This window comes from Prevotella sp. (assembly GCF_051059605.1).
In the GTDB taxonomy this organism is placed as follows: Bacteria; Bacteroidota; Bacteroidia; order Bacteroidales; family Bacteroidaceae; genus Prevotella.
Map to the genome: position 1 here is coordinate 332,087 of NZ_CP050883.1, position 19,011 is coordinate 351,097.

Here is a 19,011-nt window from a genome sequence, read left to right on the forward strand (position 1 = left end):
ATGAATAAACCAGATAAACAAGGATTCTACGGACAGTTTGGTGGTGCCTATGTTCCGGAAATATTATATAAATGTGTACACGATCTTCAAGATGCGTATATTCCTATTATAGAGAGTAAGGAGTTTCAAGATGAATACCACCAGTTACTCAAAGACTATGTAGGTCGTCCTTCTCCTTTGTATTATGCAAAGCGCATGAGCGAGAAGTATGGTTGCAAACTCTATCTTAAACGTGAAGACCTTAATCATACAGGAGCCCATAAGATAAACAATACTATTGGTCAGATTCTGATGGCAAAGAAAATGGGTAAAAGTCGTATCATTGCCGAAACAGGAGCTGGACAGCATGGTGTTGCAACTGCTACCGTGTGTGCACTGATGAATATGGAATGCGAGATATTCATGGGAAAGACTGATGTTGAGCGCCAGCATACCAACGTTGAGCGTATGCGTATGTTAGGGGCTAAAGTGCATCCTGTTACAACAGGAAACATGACTCTTAGTGATGCATGTTCTGAGGCAATACGTGACTGGTGCTGCCATCCTCAGGATACATTCTATATCATAGGTTCTACTATGGGACCACATCCTTATCCTGATATTGTAGCAAGAATGCAGAGTGTGATATCAAAGGAGATTAAATGGCAGCTTCAAGAGAAGATAGGTCGTGATTATCCTGATTATCTTATCGCTTGTGTTGGTGGAGGTTCTAATGCTGCGGGTACGATATATCATTATGTTGATGACTCACGTGTGAAAATGGTCCTTGCTGAAGCAGGTGGTCATGGAATAGATACTGATTATACTGCTGCTACAATGCAATGCGGTACAGAGGGTATTATTCATGGTGCTCGTACGCTTGTTATGCAGACTGATGACGGACAGATTAAAGAGGCATTCACAATAAGTGCAGGTCTTGACTATCCTGGTATCGGCCCAATGCATGCTCAGCTTGCTAAAAGCGGTCGCACAAAGGTGTTTGCTATTAATGATGATGAGGCTATCTATGCAGGATATGAACTTACCCGAATGGAAGGTATCATACCAGCCATAGAGAGTGCGCATGCTGTGGCTACACTCAAAAAGCTCACATTCAAACCTGATGATATCGTTGTGTTAACAGTAAGTGGTCGTGGAGATAAGGATGTGGAGACATATCTAAATAATAAGAAAATGGCTAAAGAATATGGAGATTTTTAATTATACTACACATACCGAGAAGATTCTTGCCGATCTTTATACACCTGTTGCTGTGTATATGAGGTTGCGCGACATCTATCCGCAAAGTGCATTGATGGAAAGTTCTGATTATCACGGAAATGATAATTCCAGAAGTTTCATCGGCATTCATCCAATGGCTAATATTCAGGTTAGTCATGGTGTTATCCGCAGTACTTATCCAGACGGAACAGTTGATGAAACTGTTATCGATACTTCTGTAAAGGGTAGGGCGAAAGATGCTGTTGCCAATGCGATAAATAATTTCATTGGTCATTTCAAAGTAGAAGGCGAAGGTAAGGACTTCTGTGGCTTATATGGCTATACCACTTTCAATGCCGTACGCTATTTTGAAGACATTGATGTAAAGGATGCGGTAATGGAAAAGAACGATGCTCCCGACATCTATTATATAATGTATAGGGATATTATTGTTTTCGACCATTTCAATAACAGTATGCAGATTATAAGTCTTTCAGATGAATCTTCTGCTATTGCTGACATCTTGCGTGCTATCAACAAGCAGAATATAAAACCTTATAGTTTCAAACCTGTTGGTGGTACAACTTCAACTCTTACCGATGATGAGCATAAGGCTAATGTACGCCGTTGCGTGAAGCATTGCTTGCGAGGAGATGTATTCCAAATTGTCATTTCTCGCCGTTTCATACAGAAATACGAGGGTGATGATTTCAAACTCTATCGTGCTCTACGCTCTATCAATCCAAGTCCATATTTGTTTTATTTTGATTTCGGAGGCTTCCGAATTTTCGGTTCTTCACCAGAAACTCATAATCGCATAGTTGGTGACAAGGCTTATATCGACCCTATTGCTGGAACAACAAAGCGTTCTGGTGATACAGAACAGGACAAAAAGAATGCAGATTTTTTGCGTAACGATCCAAAAGAGAATGCCGAACATGTAATGTTGGTTGATTTGGCACGTAACGATTTAAGTCGTAATTGCCATGATGTGAAAGTTGATTTCTATAAGGATATGCAGTTTTATAGTCATGTGATTCATCTTGTAAGCCGTGTTAGCGGAACGCTTAACGAAGGTGCAAATAGCATAAGAGAGTTTATTGATACTTTCCCTGCAGGAACATTGAGTGGTGCCCCAAAGGTGCGTGCCATGCAGATTATTTCTGAATTGGAACCGCATAATAGAGGAGCGTATGGTGGTTGTATTGGTTTTATCGGACTTACCGGTGAACTAAATCAGGCAATCGTAATACGTACTTTTATCAGCCGTAATGGGGAACTGTGGTTTCAAGCAGGAAGTGGCATCGTTGCCAAGAGTAATGATAATTATGAGTTAGAAGAGAGCAGCAATAAGTTAGGTGCATTGGTAAAGGCAATTCATATTGCCGAAAATCTTTAGTTGCTAGTTTATTGTTGAATCCCTATTTATATTAATTTTTATGAGTGAATATTATAATGGAATAGAAACTTCTGCTGATACTATAAAAGTTGATGGCAAGAAGGTTGTTATCATTGATAACTATGATTCATTTACATATAATCTTGCGCATCTTGTAAAAGAGTTGGGCGCTGAAGTTACAGTATATCGTAATGATAGGTTTCAGTTGAATCAACTTGAGACATTCGATAAGATTATCCTCAGTCCAGGACCAGGTATTCCTTCTGAGGCTGGTTTACTTCTTGATGTTATCAAGCATTATGCAGGACGCAAGTCAATATTAGGAGTATGTCTTGGTCATCAGGCTATCGGTGAGGCTTTTGGAGCCAAACTGATTAATCTTGATGAGGTTTATCATGGTGTAGCAACTCCGATAACACAATATGGAAATGATAAAATCTTTGCAGGACTTCCAAAGCGTTTTGATGTAGGTCGCTATCACAGTTGGGCTGTAGATAAAACTGGATTCCCTGATAGTCTTGAGGTCACTGCTTTAAGTGATGATGGCTGCATCATGGGATTGAAGCATAAGCACTATGATATCCATGGTATACAGTTTCATCCTGAGAGCGTGCTTACTCCCGAAGGTAAGAAGATTGTTGGTAATTGGCTTGATATGTAATATATAAAAAATGGCAAACCTGTTCATCGCCCATAAGCGTTAGCAAGTTTGCCATTTTTAATATGTTTGCTGTTTTATTTAAACAGTTTCATCACGTTTTCCACAACTGGTGCCATGTCGTAATATTTATATTCAGCAAGTCTGCCTCCAAAGATTACGTTGCTTTCGTTTGCTGCCAGTGCACGATATTTCTCAGCGAGTTCGTTGTTTATCTTATCGTTTACTGGATAATATGGTTCCATTCCGTCTTTCCATTCTGTGGAATATTCTTTTGATATAACCGTCTTTTTACAGTCATATACCTTTTGTCCGAACATCTCGAAATGCTTGTGCTCAATCACGCGTGTGTAAGGCACTTCTGCTTCAGTATAGTTTATCACTGCATTTCCCTGATAGTTAGGCTTGTCAATAATATCCTGTTCAAATCTTACGGTACGGAAGTTCAGTTTGCCGTATTTGTAATCATAGAATTCATCAATCTGTCCTGTGAATACAACTTCCCCAAAACTGTATAAGTCATTTCCAAGGGCATCATTGCTTGATGCGTCAAGAGTGAAAGAGTCGTCTTCGTTTTTGTTTATATCCTTTCTTAAAACAAAGAAATCAATATTTTTATGACATTCCACTCCATTCAGTAATCCATCAATCAGTTTGTTGTAACCTCCTATAGGAATACCTTGGTATGTATCGTTGAAATAGTTATTGTCGAACACCATGCGTACAGGCAGTCTTTTAATGATAAATGCAGGTAGTTCTGTGCATTTTCTTCCCCATTGCTTTTCGGTATATCCCTTAATAAGTTTCTCGTATATATCTTTACCGATAAGAGTTTGAGCCTGCTCTTCAAGGTTTCTTGGTTCTGTTGCACCTTCTGCCTTCATCTTAGCCACAGCTTCCGCTTTCTGCTCATCAATCTTAGCCTGAGCTTCATCTGGTGTTGTAACTCCCCACATCTGGTAGAATGTGTTCATGTTGAAAGGCAGATTATAAAGTTTCCCTTTATAGTTTGCTACAGGAGAATTTGTGTATCTGTTAAACTCAACGATTGAGTTCACGAAATCCCATACATTTTTATTACTTGTATGGAATATATGTGCGCCATATTTGTGTACGTTTATACCTTCAATATTCTCGCAATATATATTTCCTCCAAGTTGAGTGCGCTTGTCAATCACTAGACATTTCTTGCCTTGTTTCTTTGCCATGTAGGCGAATGTTGCTCCAAAGAGTCCAGAGCCAACTATAAGGTAATCGTATTTTTTCATTACAGATTATGTATGTTATATCGTTCTATAATTACTGCCAACAAGAGCAGAATCATCAAGTTTACTTGTATGTTATGCCGAGTGCAGCTTTAACTTATGCAAAGTTACTGCCAACAAGAGCAGAATCATCAAGTTTACTTGTATGTTATGCCGAGTGCAGCTTTAACTTATGCAAAGTTACTGCAAACTGCTGGAAAAACAAAGTAAAAGAAAGCTTTTCTTTATTATGCTGATTTTATTCAACCTTTGTTTATCAATTGTCTGATTGTGTCGGAAACACATAGAAATGGCGATCTTTGATAAAATCAATCATCCATTGGTCCACTTCCACGTGGTTGTCAATAGCCTTGATAGACAGAGAGTGATGTCCTTTCGAAATATTTATAGGGAATAGTAATACAGCCTGTCCTCTTAGCACATTCAGTTTCCATTGTTCCGAACGATCTACCTCATTATATGATTTCATGGCGTAATCCTTTCCGTCAATGCTTATAGCAATACGAATATCTCCGTCGTCATTAGGGTGTGTCGGTATGACAGCCACACGTAGCATTGCGTCAGCATCTCTGTCAGAGTCGAATTCATATTCCAAACAGCCTTCTTTAGGCAAAGCCACAGCGTTCATGCTATGTCCCAATGCCTGAATAGTATATGCGCCAGTCGTTGCCGATGAGTATTGGCATGCATCCATCGCTATGGCATCGTTTATCTTTATAGCGTGTGTTTTCGCAACCTCCGATTCTCTTATCGTCTCTCTTGCTATACTGTCAGAGGGCATTATTGGTAGCATTGGAGGATAGAATGCGAATAAATCTCTTGGCATAGATGTCATAGAATATTTCCACTTACCACCAGCCATTTTGTTATTGTAGTAATCAGTGATGTTCTGAATATCATGATATGCCTCAATGCTTTTGGCACTAGCCAATGTCATAGCAGAGTCGCGTGACCAGAGTGTCGCGTTTACCTGTCCTGTCGCAAACGAGCGTGCACGTTGTGCCTCAAGCATCTTTGTCGCCATGTCAGCAGAAGCACATACTCCATATTCTATATGTGAAAAATAAGCATCTCTCTTTTCTTTCGCAATAGTCCCCTTAATGTCTTCAATAGCTTTCTTAATGTCAGCATAATGTTCAAGGTAACGATCCATTTCACCACCAAACTCATTGCTGAATTCCGTGTCCTTCATCCATGACATTCCTCGCACGTTGGTTGCTTTGTCAAGTTCTACCTGAGTCCATCCCATGTGCTCAGGCTTACGTATTCCGCAAAGTCTATAGTATTCCAACATAACAGGCAGCAGCTTCTTTCCTGCGTTCTCACCAAACTCTCTTATCAGCCAGTTGCCTAGATGATTGTTTATTGTTGATGGCGTAATGCTGTTGATGTTCCAAGCCATATCCATGAACAGTTCCAGCTGATAAGCAGCTGGTTTTGGATTATGAATGTTTACGATCCATTCCTTTCTGGCGTTATTGTCATAAGCCTGTTTCATCTCGCTATACACTAGTCCTGGTTGTGTTGTGCATAACCATAAGTAGTCATGTGGTCTGCCCCAGTAACTCATGTGATAATACACTCCTGCGCCGCCGCTGCGTTGTTGCTCGTTTTTCTCTTTAAGGCGTGTCATGTAACCGTAGTTGTCGTCACACCATAACAATGTTACGTCTTCTGGAACTTTCAAACCGTTTTCCATTATCTGCAACACCTCTTTGTAAGGAACGAATACCTGTGGAATACTTGTCACGTCTTTATTTACGTATTTTTTCAGCAGTTCTCTTTGGTCGTCAATAGCTTTTTGCAACCATATCGTTTTTTCCTGCATTGTTTTCACGCCTTCCATACTTCCGTCATGTATTCCTCTCATGCCGATAGTGTATAGATTGTCATATCTTGCCACGTCTTTTAGTCGTTCTGCCCAGTAGTCACGTACATTCTTTCCGTTGGTTACATAGTTAAAGTTGCCTCGCTTTGTCACATCCCATTCGCCTACATTGTTTCTCATCAAAGGTTCACAGTGTGATGTTCCAATGATGATGCCGCAACTATCAGCCGTCTCTTTGTTGCCATTTACAAAGTAAAATGGAACAGTTCCGCTGTGCATAGCCGGCCACATCGTGTTAGCGCGCAGTCTCAGCAGCAGCTTGAATATCTGTTTGTATGTTTTCGTTCCGATACATCCCGTTGCATTTCCCTTCTCGTATTTCTTCCAACTCCAAGCTCGCAGACTCCAGTCTTCATCATTTATGAATATGCCCCTGTATTTTACTGAAGGACTTTGTGTCGTTTTGAAATCATCGTTGATAGTAAGAATGTCTTTATGCTGTGGCTTAGAGTCCGCCCACCATGTCCATGGCGATACACCCGCCATTCTTGATAGTTCAAGTATTCCATAGGCAGCGCCCCTTCCGTCGGAACCAGTAATAAGAATCGTTCCGCTTTTATTCGTTCTTATGTCGAAGCATTCTGTTTTACTCGTAATCTCGTCAACAGGAACGTTCATGCTTTTCAGTCTTTCCTTGGTGCTGTTCGAAGCAATATCCAGTTGTGTAATCTGTATCTTTGCTGTTGTTGGTGATGATTGTATAGCCTTCATACCCGTAACATCTTTCATGTCATCAGAAAACATGTCAAGTGCAGTTCTCACGACAAGTTTGCATTTCTTCTGTACGGTATATGTAACTGGATGATGTCCGTCATACCATATAATGTCGCCAGCCATAATGGTCAACGACGATATAATAAGGGCTGTTGCTAGCAAAAGTCTTTTCATTTTAGATTTTATCTTTAAGTAATAAGTTGTTTATGTTGCGAAGGTACATCAAATGAGCGAAAAATCAAAGAAAAATCTAATCCTTTTTTTAACACAACTGACAAACTTGTCAGAAAATGGCATATAAATAGTTAATTTAGTTTACATTTACTGACGAAAAGTCAGCACTTGTCTAATGGCATGTTTGTTGCATTTCTGTTATCGGATATCAAAGCCGAAAGGCAGAGACTCCAAACGAATATATGTTTAACAAAATAATAATTAGGAGGTTTTATTATGTGGTTACCAGTATTACGTACAAACAACAATTGGTTAGACAATGCATTCAATGATTTCTTTGATGACAGTGCAATGAGACGAATGAATTCTACCGCACCTGCAGTTAACGTTAAAGAAGACGAAACAGCTTATACAATGGAAGTTGCAGTGCCTGGAATCAAAAAAGAGTTCTGTCGTGTAAACATCAACAACGATGGTGATCTTAATATTGCCATTGAGAATAAAATGGAGCACAAGGAGGAGAATAAAAAAGAGCGTTATCTGCGTCGAGAGTTCTCATATACGAACTATCAGCAAACATACTCTCTTCCAGACAATGTTAACAAAGAAGGCATTAGTGCAAAGGTCACAGATGGCGTCTTGATAATACAGTTGCCTAAAATTGAAAAAGTTGAACAAAAAGTTCAGCGTAAAATAGAAGTTGGTTAATTCATATTCAATGATTGTAATATGTAGAGCCGGGGCTATATTAGCTTCGGCTCTTTTTTTTGTTTACGTAAGTGTTGCTGTATATCGCTGATGTGTTTCTTTGCTTTGTAAAACGACTTTTTATCCCGAAGATAACGCAAATTTACGCAAAGAGTAACATCTGAGCTAGACAATAATTTCTGATTCATTGTGAAGGATCATGTCGTAGTATAACTACCTAATAAATCTAAAATACTGAACTTTATCATGCCTTTGCAACCTAGTTGCAAGAATATCTTTGTATATTTGCACCACATATAAAAATAGTTTGTATAGATAATGAGATTCATAACAGTCATATTCACAGTTTACATTATGCTGCTGGCAATAGTTCCTTGTCATTGCGATACAGCTAATGGAGATTGCTCGGAAACCAAATTGGTATCTGAGATAACTGCTGATAATCATACAACCTATAAATATGTTGATTTATGTACTCCATTCTGTATTTCTTCAGGATGTGTACATGCTCCTATATTCTTCTTTCCATGTAGCCATGTTGTATTTAATAAAACAGCAGTTGCTATTGATAAAATGTTTGTTTATCAAGGTGAAACTCCTGTGGGGTATCATGGCACTTTTTGGCATCCACCAGTCATGTAATAACAGATACTTTATTATTTGAACTTACGCATTTATATCATTATAGATGTGTTGATAGATGTGTCGTTATACATAAAATCTTATTAAATGTTTCAGAAAATAATCGATTATTCAATAAAGAATAAATTGGTTATTGGCATCATGACGTTAGCCCTCATCGTATGGGGTGGAGTGTCTTTGAGCCAATTGCCATTTGACTCTACACCGGATATTACAAATAATCAGGTGCAGGTAATTACACAAGCTCCAACACTTGGAGCGCAGGAAGTTGAGCAATATGTAACAACACCACTCGAAATGTCATTTGCTAATATTCCTGATATCATTGAACGCAGAAGTATCAGCAGAAGTGGACTGAGTGTGGTTACATTGGTGTTTCGTGATAATGTAGACATATACTGGGCACGCCAGCAAGTGAGTCAGCAGATGAAGGAGGCTGAGGAACAGATTCCTTCGGGTGCAGGTAAAGTGAGTCTTGCACCAATCAGTACAGGACTTGGAGAGATTTACCAATACACAATTCATCCAAAGAAAGGGTATGAAAATAAGTTCACCTTGACGGATATACGAACCGTGCAAGACTGGATTGTGCGCAAGCAGTTTGCTGGTACAGAAGGTGTTGCTGAGGTAAATGGATGGGGTGGATATGTGAAGCAGTATGAAGTAGCAATAAACAGTGATCGCCTGGCTTCGTTTGGTCTTACCGTGAGCGACCTCTACAATGCCATCGAAAAGAACAATAAAAACACGGGTGGAAGTTATATAGAGCAAGGAAACAATCAATATTTTATACGAGGAATAGGATTGACCCACACACTGGATGACATCAGACAAATACCAGTGAAGACCGTCAACAGTATTCCTGTTCTTGTATCAGATGTAGCTGATGTTCGTTTTGGTACAGCTATGAGATATGGCGCTGTAACGAGAAATGGTGAGGGCGAAGTTGTAAGTGGTATCACACTCATGTTGAAAGGTGAGAACTTTCAGGAGGTGATGAAAAACGTGAAGACCCGTATGAATCAGATCCAGAAGAGTCTGCCTAAGGGACTTGTGATAGAGCCGTTTATTGACCGTACTCAGTTGGTTGATAGAGTAACGGCAACAATATCGCGCAATCTTGTAGAAGGACTACTGATCGTGATGTTCATACTCGTGCTGTTTCTTGGTAATGCTCGTGCCGGACTGGTAGTAGCATCTGTCATTCCACTGTCAATGCTTTTTGCCTTTGGCATGATGAAGACGTTTGGCGTTGGTGGAAACCTAATGAGTCTGGGTGCACTGGATTTTGGTATTATTGTTGATGGAGCCGTAATCATCGTGGAATGTGTGAGCGGATATGTTGCCACGCATGGTGTGAAATTCGGTAGAAAGCGACTCTCGCAAGCCGATATGGATAAGGTCGTGACCCATAGTGCAGGCAAGATGATGAGTAGTGCTGCTTTTGGAGAAATTATCATCATGACGGTTTATATTCCGCTGTTTACGCTGGTAGGTATAGAGGGAAAGATGTTCCGACCTATGGCAATGACGGTATTCTTCGCTGTGCTTGGTGCATTCATTTTGTCGCTTACCTATGTTCCAGTAGCTAGTTCGCTTTTCTTGTCAAAGAAAGTCAGTCACAAGGAAAATTTCTCTGACCGCATGATGCATGCCATTCAGCGATTCTATTATCCGATTGTAGAAAAGAGTTTGAAACACTGTAAGGCTATAATCATTTCAGGTGTGGCATTGTTGGCTGTGGCTTTGTTAGTATTCAGCAGAATGGGTGGTGAGTTTATTCCTAATCTTGAGGAAGGCGATCTATGTGCCGAACTGAGTATGAAGCAAGGTACATCACTCACGAAAATGATAGAGTCGACTACTGCTGCAGAAAAGATATTAAAGAAGCGATTTCCTGAAGTCAAGCAGGTGGTGACGCGTATAGGTAGTTCTGAAATACCTACAGACCCAATGCCTGTGGAACGTGCAGACATGATGATTTCACTAAAGCCAAAGGATGAGTGGACGACCACAAAGACTCAGGCTGAGTTATCTGATAAGATGGAAGAAGCCATGAATAAGGTTGATGGACTGAACGTGGAGATGTCGCAACCGATACAGATGCGTACCAATGAACTGATAACAGGCGTGAAACAAGATGTGGCGATTAACATATATGGTAATAACATAGATTCACTGGCAAGTATAGCAAAGCATGTGGCAAATGAGATTGCAAATGTTGATGGTGTGGGAACGCCTGTTGTAGAACGAGTTTCAGGATTACCGCAATTGCAGGTGATTTATGATCGTGCACGTCTTTCAGCCTATGGTATTTCAATAGATGATGCTAACAACACACTGCAATCAGCTTTTGCGGGTGCAACAGCAGGATCTGTTTTTGAAGAAGACAAGCGATTCGACATTGTTTTACGACTGAACAAAGATATACGTGACAATGTGGAAACATTGCAGAATCTTCTGCTCACTGTTCCCGACGGAAGCACAGTTCCTTTATCGCAGGTAGCTGAAATAAAATATGTGAATGTTCCGTCACAGATTACGCACGACGAGGGACAACGACGTATTTATGTTGGCTTTAATGTGCGTGGGCGAGATGTAGAAAGTACAATCAGTGATATAGAACATAAATTGGATGCAGAACTGAAGTTACCTACGGGTTATCATTATACCTATGGTGGTCAGTTTGAGAATCTGAAGGAAGCAAAGGCTAAACTATCTATTGCTGTTCCTGTGGCATTAGTCATCATTCTCTTTCTGCTATTCATCACTCTTCGAAGTATGCGTGAGGTATTGATTGTATTCACCGAAATTCCGCTTGCAGCTATTGGTGGTATTATTGCCCTTTGGGCTAGAGGAATGCCTTTCAGTATATCGGCAGGAGTAGGATTTGTTGCTCTCTTTGGTGTCGTGGTGCTAAATGGTATCGTACTGATAAATCAGTTTAACGAGTTTGAACGTCAGGGAATAACCGACATCAACCGAAGAATACTAAACGGATGTATGCTTCGTCTTCGTCCTGTACTGATGACGGCTCTTGTGGCATCACTCGGTTTTCTGCCAATGGCAATCTCTACGGGTGACGGTGCCGAAGTTCAGCGTCCGTTAGCAACAGTAGTGATAGGAGGATTAATCATTGCCACCATACTCACGCTAGTGGTTTTGCCGGCAATATATAAACTGTATTCAAGGAAGAAAAAATAGATATGAAAAGAATAATAATCATTGCACTCGCCACCATGGCGATAGCGCAAAGTATGATAGCTCAGGAACGCAGAATGACTCTGAATGAAATACTGAAACTGGCTACGGAACGCAATCTCTCATTGCAAAGTTCACGGATAGCTGTTGAGAGAACTCGCGCCATGCAAGGTACTGCTTTTAATTTAGACCCTACTGCAGTGAGTCTGTCACAGGACCCGACGAGTGGAGGTAGTCCCGATAATGCAATCACTGTGAGTCAGAGTTTTGCTCTTCCAAGTGTTTACACTGCACGAAAGTCATTGCTGAAAGCGCAGACTGATGTAGAGCGAAGTAGACTGGCGGTGAACGAAATCGAATTGAGACGCGAGGTTAGCAAAGCCTTTTATGATTTGCTATATGCTCATGACGTACTTAATATCTATTCACGTCAGAACAGTATTTACAATGACTTTAACCGTGTGGCTGTAGCTAAGTTCAAAGCTGGTGAAACTGGAAGATTGGAGAAGATGAACGCAGAGCGACTGAAGCGTGAAAACGAGATAAAGAATATGAACGCAGAGAGAGACTTTCGCACAGCGCAGCTCGTGATGATGAAATGGTTGAATACGGACACGTTAATCGTGCCTGTTGATTCTATTGATGACAAAGTAATTTTTCAAAGTAATCCATCTATAGACTCACCCCTTCTGATGCTTGCAAAGGCTGATGTTGACGTGGCAAACCACCAGTTGAAACTTGAAAAGCGAGGGTATCTGCCCACGTTGTCATTGGGTGCCAGTATTCAGGCTGTTATCAAGGGATTCAACCCTTATAATATAGAGCGAAGCCCTTATTCAAAAGGAGACTTCATGGGATTTTCTGTCGGGGTGAATATACCATTGGCATTTAGAGCGCAGAAGGCTAAAATGAATGCTGCACGTAAGAATGTAGATATAGCAAGACTGAATGTCAGAAATCAGGAGTATATGCTGCGCAAGGCTTATGAAGTGGCATATAATGACTATCTAAGTGCGCTCAACTCACTGGAGTATTATCAAACAAAGGGAGTGCCACAAGCGAGTGAGATGGAACGTATATCAAAAATAAGTTATGAGAACGGTTCTATAGGTTATATAGAACTGATGCAGAATATGCAGAGCGCTGTAGATGTGTGGAAAGACTATGCTGATGCAGTGTGCAGATATAACAAAACGATTGTGGAATTAAATTATCTGAAAGGAGACAAACAATGAAGAAAGTAAGTAGATATATCGTGATGCTTTTTGTAGTAGCTGCGTTGGCATCATGTGGAAGTGACAAGAAAGATAACATGAATGACAAGAGTAAGACTGAGGCTGCAGATAAAGAAGAGGCTGATGATGAAGAATCTGCAGATGCTGACCCAGCACCAGATCTAAGTAAGACAAATAATATTGTGAGGATGACTGGTAAATTGGGCTTGGATCCTCAGAATCGTGCTGATATTTCGCCTATTGCTGGTGGAGTAGTGCGCAGAATTCTTACGCGTGAAGGCTATAGCGTAGGTCGTGGACAGGTTGTGGCTTATATAGAGAACACTGAGGTTGTGGCTCTTCAAAGGCAGTATATCGCCTCGGTTAGTGAGCGATCTGCTGCACGACTAGAGTTAAATCGTCAGCAGACTCTTACAAGTCAGGGAGCTGGTGTTCAGAAAACTCTTCAGCAGGCTGAGGCTTCTTATGCGATAGCCAATGCCAGTGTGCTAGGTATAGGCAGACAACTCAGCCAGTTGGGTGTGAACCCATCTTCGGTATCGTTAGGTCGCATTACAACATTAATCCCTGTTCGTTCGCCAATCAGCGGTATTGTGGGAAAGATTAATATCAGTATGGGTAGCTATGTGGATATGACAACATCGTTGATGACCGTTGTAAACAATGTAAATCTGCATTGTGACATGAAGGTTTTTGAGAAAGATTTATCAAAAGTGCGTATAGGTCAGATTGTGAACGTATCGCTAACCAATAACCCGATGGTTAAGTTTCGTGCACGCATTTACGACATCAACTCAACATTTGATGATGGTTCTAAATCAGTCACCGTTCATGCAAAGATCATCAAGCAACCTGCCTCAAAGCTATTGCCTGATATGTTTGTGACAGGTGTTGTTGAATAAAGTGTAGTTTGATTCCTTCATGGCTCTGTGTCATATCTTGATTGTGGTGCAGAGCAAATGAAGGAATTAAATATGATTATAATAGCATGATTAGGCTACCAGCGGTGATAAACACGGCACCCAATATAACTTTCAATGTTACCGGTTCTTTCAATATAAAGAAAGAGAGAATGATTGTGATTACTACGCTGAGCTTGTCGATAGGAGCTACTTGTGATACATTTCCACTTTGCAAAGCCTTGAAGTAAAAGAGCCATGAAAGTCCTGTTGCAGCTCCTGACAAAACAAGGAATATCCAAGTATGGCTTGTTATCTCCTTAACTTCTCCAAGATGATTACCAATGATAACTATTCCCCACGTGATAATCAATATTATTGTGGTACGGATAGCAGTTGCTAAATCAGAGTTGATGTCCTTGACTCCTACTTTAGCGAAAATTGCCGTCAGTGCAGCAAAGCATGCTGACAATAAAGCATAATATTTCCACATTGTTTTATTTCTTTTTACCCTTACATATCAGGGAGTAAATCAACTATTTACAAGATATGATGTTGCAAAGGTAGTACTTTATTATTTACGATGGTATGTTTTATTGATTTTTATATTTGCAGTATGGCAGCTAATTATAAGTCAGAAATGTATCTGTTCAAAAAGTCTCACATCAAATGCCAATGCAAGCAAAGTGGGGGGTATAGTTCATGAAGAAATGAATTTTCGTACTAAATGTTACAATATTGTGTAATTTAGCTCGTTTATCATAGAAATTAATAGTTGCTACAAAAAAAAATAGTAATTTTGTCCCAGAATCCTAATTATAGTGTATGAAAATAGTATTAATGGTATTGATAAGTTGTCTTGTAACATGCAAGGCAATTGCGCAAGGTGATAGTTTGAAGTATAGTAGTGTTAAAATTGATTCGGTAGATAATACTCATAATCTGAAGTTAAAACATTTTATAGCTCCTGCTATTTGTCTAGGTGTGGGAGTATTGAGCATTGGAAGTGATTGGTTGAATCATCAAACCCACGAAATAAATGAAGAACTTCGTGAGGGCATTGATTCTAAATTTAGTATTGATGACTATTCACAATATGTGCCGGCATTGTCTGTTTATGGATTGAACCTTATTGGAATAAAGGGTGTTCATGACTTTAAAGACAGAACAATGATATTAGCTATGTCAGCTATTACAATGGGTATCGTTACAAATACAATGAAACGTACCATCAAAGAGATGCGTCCTGATGGAACAACTAATAATTCTTTTCCTTCAGGTCATACGGCTATGGCTTTTATGGGTGCCGAATTTCTGTATCAGGAATATAGAAATGTATCACCATGGATTGGCGTAGCTGGATATGCAGTGGCTGCGGGAACTGGATTCTTCAGAATGTATAACAACAGACATTGGTTGAATGATATCTTGGCTGGTGCAGGTATTGGTATATTGAGTACTAAATTCTCGTATTGGCTTTATCCTAAAATATTTAAGAATGCAGATTGCCAGAAAAAGAAACATAGTATGCAATTTGTTGCTATGCCATATTATGACGGCAATGGGGCAGGGTGTGCCGGCTTAGTTAGATTCTAATGATGAATTCTAACTCTGTTTGTCACCTGAATGTTATAAAAAACGACAGTTTTGTTTATAGTTTCGTACAAATGTTAATCTGTGCAAAAGCACAGTGCCGTTTCTGTATTTGAAAGTTATATTTGTGTACCTTTGTCACTAAATGCAGGATAGACATATAATACGGCATTTTGAACGCATAAATGAAAATTAAAATACTGAAATTTATCAAGTTATATATGGTTCTGGTAGGTTTGTTCCTTATCCAGAAACCACTTTTTATGTTGGCTTATTATAAGCGTTTCTCTGACGTTGGCGTTATTGAATGGTTTAGAGTAATGCTTCATGGCTTACCACTTGATTTATCCATGTCGGGATATCTTTGCGTATTACCTGGATTGCTGCTTATAGGAGCTATATGGACAAGGAGTAATGCTCTGAAATGGATAGGACACGTGTATATGGGAATCGTGGCACTGTTTATTTCTCTTACGTTTTGCCTGAACATAGCTTTGTATGAATACTGGGGATTCCCATTGGATTCAACACCGCTGTTTTATTTCTTCTCGTCACCTTCTGACGCCGTTGCTAGCGTGAGTATGGTTACTGTTATCTTCGGTGTGTTATTGGCATTGGCAATAGCCGTTGGCATATTTTATGCTTTGCGCTGGACTTTCCTTGAAAGGGATAAAAAGCCACTCGGAAGTGTTGCATATAGGGTGAAGAGTACCGTTTTGATGACGGTGTTGGTAGGACTTTTGTTTTTGCCTATTCGTGGTGGTATCACGGTTTCGGCTATGAATACCGGAGAAGTATATTTCAGCACTGATATGAAACTGAACCATGCTGCTGTAAATCCATTCTTTAGCATCATGGAGAGTTTGAGTCATCAGGAAGATTTCGCTGAACAATATAGATTTATGGACGGTAAGAAGGCTGATAAGCTCTTTGCCAAAATGATTTATACAAAAAGCGATTCCACAAAAGAGGTGATTAATAATCACCGACCAGATGTATATATCGTAATCCTAGAGAGCTTCTCTGAAGCCGTGATGAAAACCAATGCACTGCCGAATATAAACAAACTAAAGAACGAAGGTATCTATTTCACTAACTTCTATGCCAACAGTTTTAGAACTGATCGTGGCACGTTGGCTATATTAAGCGGATATCCTGCACAGCCAACAATGAGTTTAATGAAATATCCAAAGAAGACAAACGATCTGCCTTCTATATCAAAAAAGTTGGGTAAGGCTGGATATGGTCTGAAATATTACTATGGCGGTGATGCTGACTTCACAAATATGCGCTCCTACCTTACTAGTATGGGATTTGCTGACATCGTTGCTGACGTTGATTTCCCTATTAATGAAAGACTTGGCAAATGGGGTGTGCCTGATCATCTTGTGTTTAACAGACTGGAAAAAGACTTAAAGACAGAGAAGCAGACTAAGCAGCCAATGATGAGAGTGTTGCAGACAAGTAGTTCGCATGAGCCTTTTGACGTGCCTTATCATAAGTTGGGCAACAAAGTGCTGAATGCTTTTGCTTATGCCGATCATAGTGTTGGCAATTTTATTTCATTCCTAAAGAAAAGCGGACGCTGGAAGAAGTCATTAGTTATCCTTGTTCCTGATCATTTGGGATGTTATCCTGAGGGCATCAGTAATTTTGAGATTAAGCGATACCAGATTCCTATGATTTGGCTTGGTGGAGCGATAGACTCACCACAAAAGATAAACGTATATGGTTCGCAGCAGGACATTGCAGCTACGTTGCTGGGACAGCTGAAGTTAGACCATTCTGATATAAAGTTCAGTAAGGATATGCTTGACGCCAAAGCGCCACACTTTGCATTCTTCACTGTTCCTGACGCATGGGGAATGGCAACAGCTGACAATCATATTATATATGATAACACATCAAACAAGATAATGCTTAATGAAGGAAAGCGAAAAAGCCTTCTACTAAATCGTGGAAAAGCATATCTGCAAAAACTATACGACGATATTTCAAAAAGATGATAGTTCAATTACTTGATATTATGCAGGAACTGAAGTCAGCTGATACTTCAGTTTTCCTTACTGTAAATGGTTGTCACAATTCATATTGGGACACGTTTATGTGGTTAGTCAGCGACAGATTTATTTGGGTACCACTGTATTTATCATTACTATATGTAATGCTGCGCAATTATTCACCAAAAGTTGTTCTGGGTATATTGGTTACAGTGGGAGTGGTAATACTCTTTACAGATAGCTTCACTTCGCATATCATTCGCCCTTGGGCAGCTCGCATGCGCCCAAGTAACTTGCAGAATCCTATTTCCAGTATGGTACATATCGTAGACGGACACCGTGGAGGACGCTACGGCTTACCTTCATCACATGCAAGTAACACGTGGGGACTCGTGTTTTTCATGGCTTATCTTCTAAGACGTCATTGGCTTACTTTTTTTCTTGCGGTATGGGCAGTGATTGTATGTTATAGCAGAATGTATTTGGGTGTGCATTATTTTGGTGATCTCGTTGTTGGCGCTTTGTTCGGACTCGTTGGTTCTTCTGTGGTGTATTACGTATTTCAGCGACTCAGTGGAAAGAAATATGCACAAGACCTTAAACAGATTTATGTACCGATATGTGTTGGACTTACAACTTTTGCAGCAATATTCATAACAGCTATATTCTATAGAGTATGATCATCGAGCCTATCGCATATTTCCATTCACCGTTTAATTCTAAGTTTGGTATTCCCAGACAAAGCGGTGTCATCGGCAGCCTTAAAGGCAGCATCGTTTTTGAACCAAAGTACAGAAACGCTGATGCCATAAGAGGAATGGAAGACTTTGATTACATCTGGCTTATATGGGAGTTTTCTGCCAATAGTCATGCTGCGTCAAGTCTTATGGTGAGGCCGCCACGATTGGGTGGTAACGAAAAGGTAGGCGTGTTTGCTAGTCGCAGTCCTTTCAGACCAAACAGACTGGGAATGTCTTCTGTAAAGATAGATTTTATTGATTACGATGCTAAAAACGGACCGATCATAAATGTGCTTGGTGCAGACCTGATGGACGGCACTCCGATTTATGATATAAAACCTTATGTAACTTATGTTGATTCTCACGAAGGTGCAAGATGTGGTTTTGTAGATAAAAACAAATGGACAAAACTGGATGTTGTCATCACTGATGAAGATAGGGCTAAACTTGTTCAGGCAGGGATGAATGAAGAGTTAATTGCCGAACTTACAGAGGTGATAAGTGAAGATCCTCGTCCACAATATCAGGATGATAACGATAAGGTTTACGGTATGATATTTGCAGGACTTGACATTCACTTTGTTGTTAAGTCTGGTAATGCTACATTAGTTTGGTAACTATTTTTTTACAATTTTGTCCTAATTTTACATGCGTTGTAAATGCCCGTTTAAAAAGATTTGATTAACTTTGCATGT

At 39.9% G+C, this 19,011-nt stretch carries 15 protein-coding genes; 12 read left to right on the top strand and 3 right to left on the bottom strand.

The window, feature by feature from the left end; translation table 11 throughout:
* From trpB to HEQ28_RS01280, 3 genes are read left to right on the top strand one after another with little or no spacing between them, the layout of a single operon-like run.
* Positions 1-1,200, top strand: coding sequence for a tryptophan synthase subunit beta (gene trpB / locus HEQ28_RS01270; RefSeq protein WP_434503386.1), 1,200 nt, complete (start codon positions 1-3; stop codon positions 1,198-1,200).
* Entirely contained in the window at positions 1,187-2,599 is a 1,413-nt protein-coding gene (locus HEQ28_RS01275; RefSeq protein ID WP_434503387.1) for an anthranilate synthase component I family protein, read from the top strand. The genes trpB and HEQ28_RS01275 overlap by 14 nt, the downstream gene beginning before the upstream one ends.
* A gap of 40 nt (positions 2,600-2,639) precedes the next feature.
* A complete protein-coding gene (locus tag HEQ28_RS01280) occupies positions 2,640-3,260 on the top strand; it encodes an anthranilate synthase component II (protein ID WP_434503388.1) in 621 nt (206 codons plus the stop codon).
* A gap of 74 nt (positions 3,261-3,334) precedes the next feature.
* On the opposite strand, the gene glf is transcribed toward HEQ28_RS01280, so the two are convergent.
* Together glf and HEQ28_RS01290 are read right to left on the bottom strand one after the other, a co-directional pair.
* Complete coding sequence (gene glf / locus HEQ28_RS01285; protein WP_434503389.1) at positions 3,335-4,525, bottom strand: UDP-galactopyranose mutase; 1,191 nt, start codon at positions 4,523-4,525, stop codon at positions 3,335-3,337.
* A gap of 253 nt (positions 4,526-4,778) precedes the next feature.
* Positions 4,779-7,298 carry a glycosyl hydrolase 115 family protein gene (locus HEQ28_RS01290; RefSeq protein ID WP_434503390.1) on the bottom strand — a complete coding sequence of 840 codons (2,520 nt, stop codon included), beginning with the start codon at positions 7,296-7,298 and terminating at the stop codon, positions 4,779-4,781.
* A gap of 276 nt (positions 7,299-7,574) precedes the next feature.
* On the opposite strand from HEQ28_RS01290, the gene HEQ28_RS01295 reads away from it, so the two are divergent.
* The 5 genes from HEQ28_RS01295 (at position 7,575) to HEQ28_RS01315 (ending at position 13,986) form a co-directional block, all read left to right on the top strand.
* On the top strand, positions 7,575-8,006 hold the full coding sequence (locus tag HEQ28_RS01295; RefSeq protein ID WP_434503391.1) for an Hsp20/alpha crystallin family protein: 432 nt from the start codon (positions 7,575-7,577) through the stop codon (positions 8,004-8,006).
* A gap of 318 nt (positions 8,007-8,324) precedes the next feature.
* Positions 8,325-8,648: a DUF6660 family protein gene (locus HEQ28_RS01300; RefSeq protein ID WP_434503392.1), complete on the top strand. Its 324-nt coding sequence runs from the start codon at positions 8,325-8,327 to the stop codon at positions 8,646-8,648.
* Between the two features lie 87 nt (positions 8,649-8,735).
* Positions 8,736-11,852: an efflux RND transporter permease subunit gene (locus tag HEQ28_RS01305; RefSeq protein ID WP_434503393.1), complete on the top strand. Its 3,117-nt coding sequence runs from the start codon at positions 8,736-8,738 to the stop codon at positions 11,850-11,852.
* 2 nt (positions 11,853-11,854) lie between these two features.
* The gene (locus HEQ28_RS01310; protein ID WP_434503394.1) at positions 11,855-13,084 is read left to right on the top strand and encodes a TolC family protein; all 1,230 of its coding nucleotides are present in this window, start codon (positions 11,855-11,857) and stop codon (positions 13,082-13,084) included.
* On the top strand, positions 13,081-13,986 hold the full coding sequence (locus HEQ28_RS01315; protein ID WP_434503395.1) for an efflux RND transporter periplasmic adaptor subunit: 906 nt from the start codon (positions 13,081-13,083) through the stop codon (positions 13,984-13,986). Before HEQ28_RS01310 ends, HEQ28_RS01315 begins: the two co-directional genes overlap by 4 nt.
* A gap of 76 nt (positions 13,987-14,062) precedes the next feature.
* Here HEQ28_RS01315 and HEQ28_RS01320 read toward each other — a convergent pair whose 3' ends face one another.
* Positions 14,063-14,476 carry an EamA family transporter gene (locus HEQ28_RS01320; protein ID WP_434503396.1) on the bottom strand — a complete coding sequence of 138 codons (414 nt, stop codon included), beginning with the start codon at positions 14,474-14,476 and terminating at the stop codon, positions 14,063-14,065.
* 332 nt (positions 14,477-14,808) lie between these two features.
* Here HEQ28_RS01320 and HEQ28_RS01325 point away from each other — a divergent pair, with 332 nt between their 5' ends.
* The 4 genes from HEQ28_RS01325 to tsaA all read left to right on the top strand — a co-directional run bounded on the left by HEQ28_RS01325 (position 14,809) and on the right by tsaA (position 18,933).
* Positions 14,809-15,579, top strand: coding sequence for a phosphatase PAP2 family protein (locus tag HEQ28_RS01325; protein ID WP_434503397.1), 771 nt, complete (start codon positions 14,809-14,811; stop codon positions 15,577-15,579).
* Between the two features lie 182 nt (positions 15,580-15,761).
* Positions 15,762-17,582, top strand: coding sequence for an LTA synthase family protein (locus tag HEQ28_RS01330; RefSeq protein WP_434503398.1), 1,821 nt, complete (start codon positions 15,762-15,764; stop codon positions 17,580-17,582).
* A complete protein-coding gene (locus HEQ28_RS01335) occupies positions 17,579-18,256 on the top strand; it encodes a phosphatase PAP2 family protein (protein WP_434503399.1) in 678 nt (225 codons plus the stop codon). Before HEQ28_RS01330 ends, HEQ28_RS01335 begins: the two co-directional genes overlap by 4 nt.
* Positions 18,253-18,933, top strand: a complete 681-nt coding sequence (tsaA, locus tag HEQ28_RS01340) for a tRNA (N6-threonylcarbamoyladenosine(37)-N6)-methyltransferase TrmO (protein ID WP_434503400.1) — start codon at positions 18,253-18,255, stop codon at positions 18,931-18,933. The genes HEQ28_RS01335 and tsaA overlap by 4 nt, the downstream gene beginning before the upstream one ends.
* The last annotated feature ends 78 nt before the right edge of the window (positions 18,934-19,011 follow it).

What these genes read in the sequence shown, in the direction of transcription:
- trpB (WP_434503386.1), top strand. Translation starts at nt 1, where the DNA reads ATGAATAAACCAGATAAACAAGGATTCTACGGACAGTTTGGTGGTGCC.
- HEQ28_RS01275 (WP_434503387.1), top strand. Translation starts at nt 1,187, where the DNA reads ATGGAGATTTTTAATTATACTACACATACCGAGAAGATTCTTGCCGAT.
- HEQ28_RS01280 (WP_434503388.1), top strand. Translation starts at nt 2,640, where the DNA reads ATGAGTGAATATTATAATGGAATAGAAACTTCTGCTGATACTATAAAA.
- glf (WP_434503389.1), bottom strand. Translation starts at nt 4,525, where the DNA reads ATGAAAAAATACGATTACCTTATAGTTGGCTCTGGACTCTTTGGAGCA.
- HEQ28_RS01290 (WP_434503390.1), bottom strand. Translation starts at nt 7,298, where the DNA reads ATGAAAAGACTTTTGCTAGCAACAGCCCTTATTATATCGTCGTTGACC.
- HEQ28_RS01295 (WP_434503391.1), top strand. Translation starts at nt 7,575, where the DNA reads ATGTGGTTACCAGTATTACGTACAAACAACAATTGGTTAGACAATGCA.
- HEQ28_RS01300 (WP_434503392.1), top strand. Translation starts at nt 8,325, where the DNA reads ATGAGATTCATAACAGTCATATTCACAGTTTACATTATGCTGCTGGCA.
- HEQ28_RS01305 (WP_434503393.1), top strand. Translation starts at nt 8,736, where the DNA reads ATGTTTCAGAAAATAATCGATTATTCAATAAAGAATAAATTGGTTATT.
- HEQ28_RS01310 (WP_434503394.1), top strand. Translation starts at nt 11,855, where the DNA reads ATGAAAAGAATAATAATCATTGCACTCGCCACCATGGCGATAGCGCAA.
- HEQ28_RS01315 (WP_434503395.1), top strand. Translation starts at nt 13,081, where the DNA reads ATGAAGAAAGTAAGTAGATATATCGTGATGCTTTTTGTAGTAGCTGCG.
- HEQ28_RS01320 (WP_434503396.1), bottom strand. Translation starts at nt 14,476, where the DNA reads ATGTGGAAATATTATGCTTTATTGTCAGCATGCTTTGCTGCACTGACG.
- HEQ28_RS01325 (WP_434503397.1), top strand. Translation starts at nt 14,809, where the DNA reads ATGAAAATAGTATTAATGGTATTGATAAGTTGTCTTGTAACATGCAAG.
- HEQ28_RS01330 (WP_434503398.1), top strand. Translation starts at nt 15,762, where the DNA reads ATGAAAATTAAAATACTGAAATTTATCAAGTTATATATGGTTCTGGTA.
- HEQ28_RS01335 (WP_434503399.1), top strand. Translation starts at nt 17,579, where the DNA reads ATGATAGTTCAATTACTTGATATTATGCAGGAACTGAAGTCAGCTGAT.
- tsaA (WP_434503400.1), top strand. Translation starts at nt 18,253, where the DNA reads ATGATCATCGAGCCTATCGCATATTTCCATTCACCGTTTAATTCTAAG.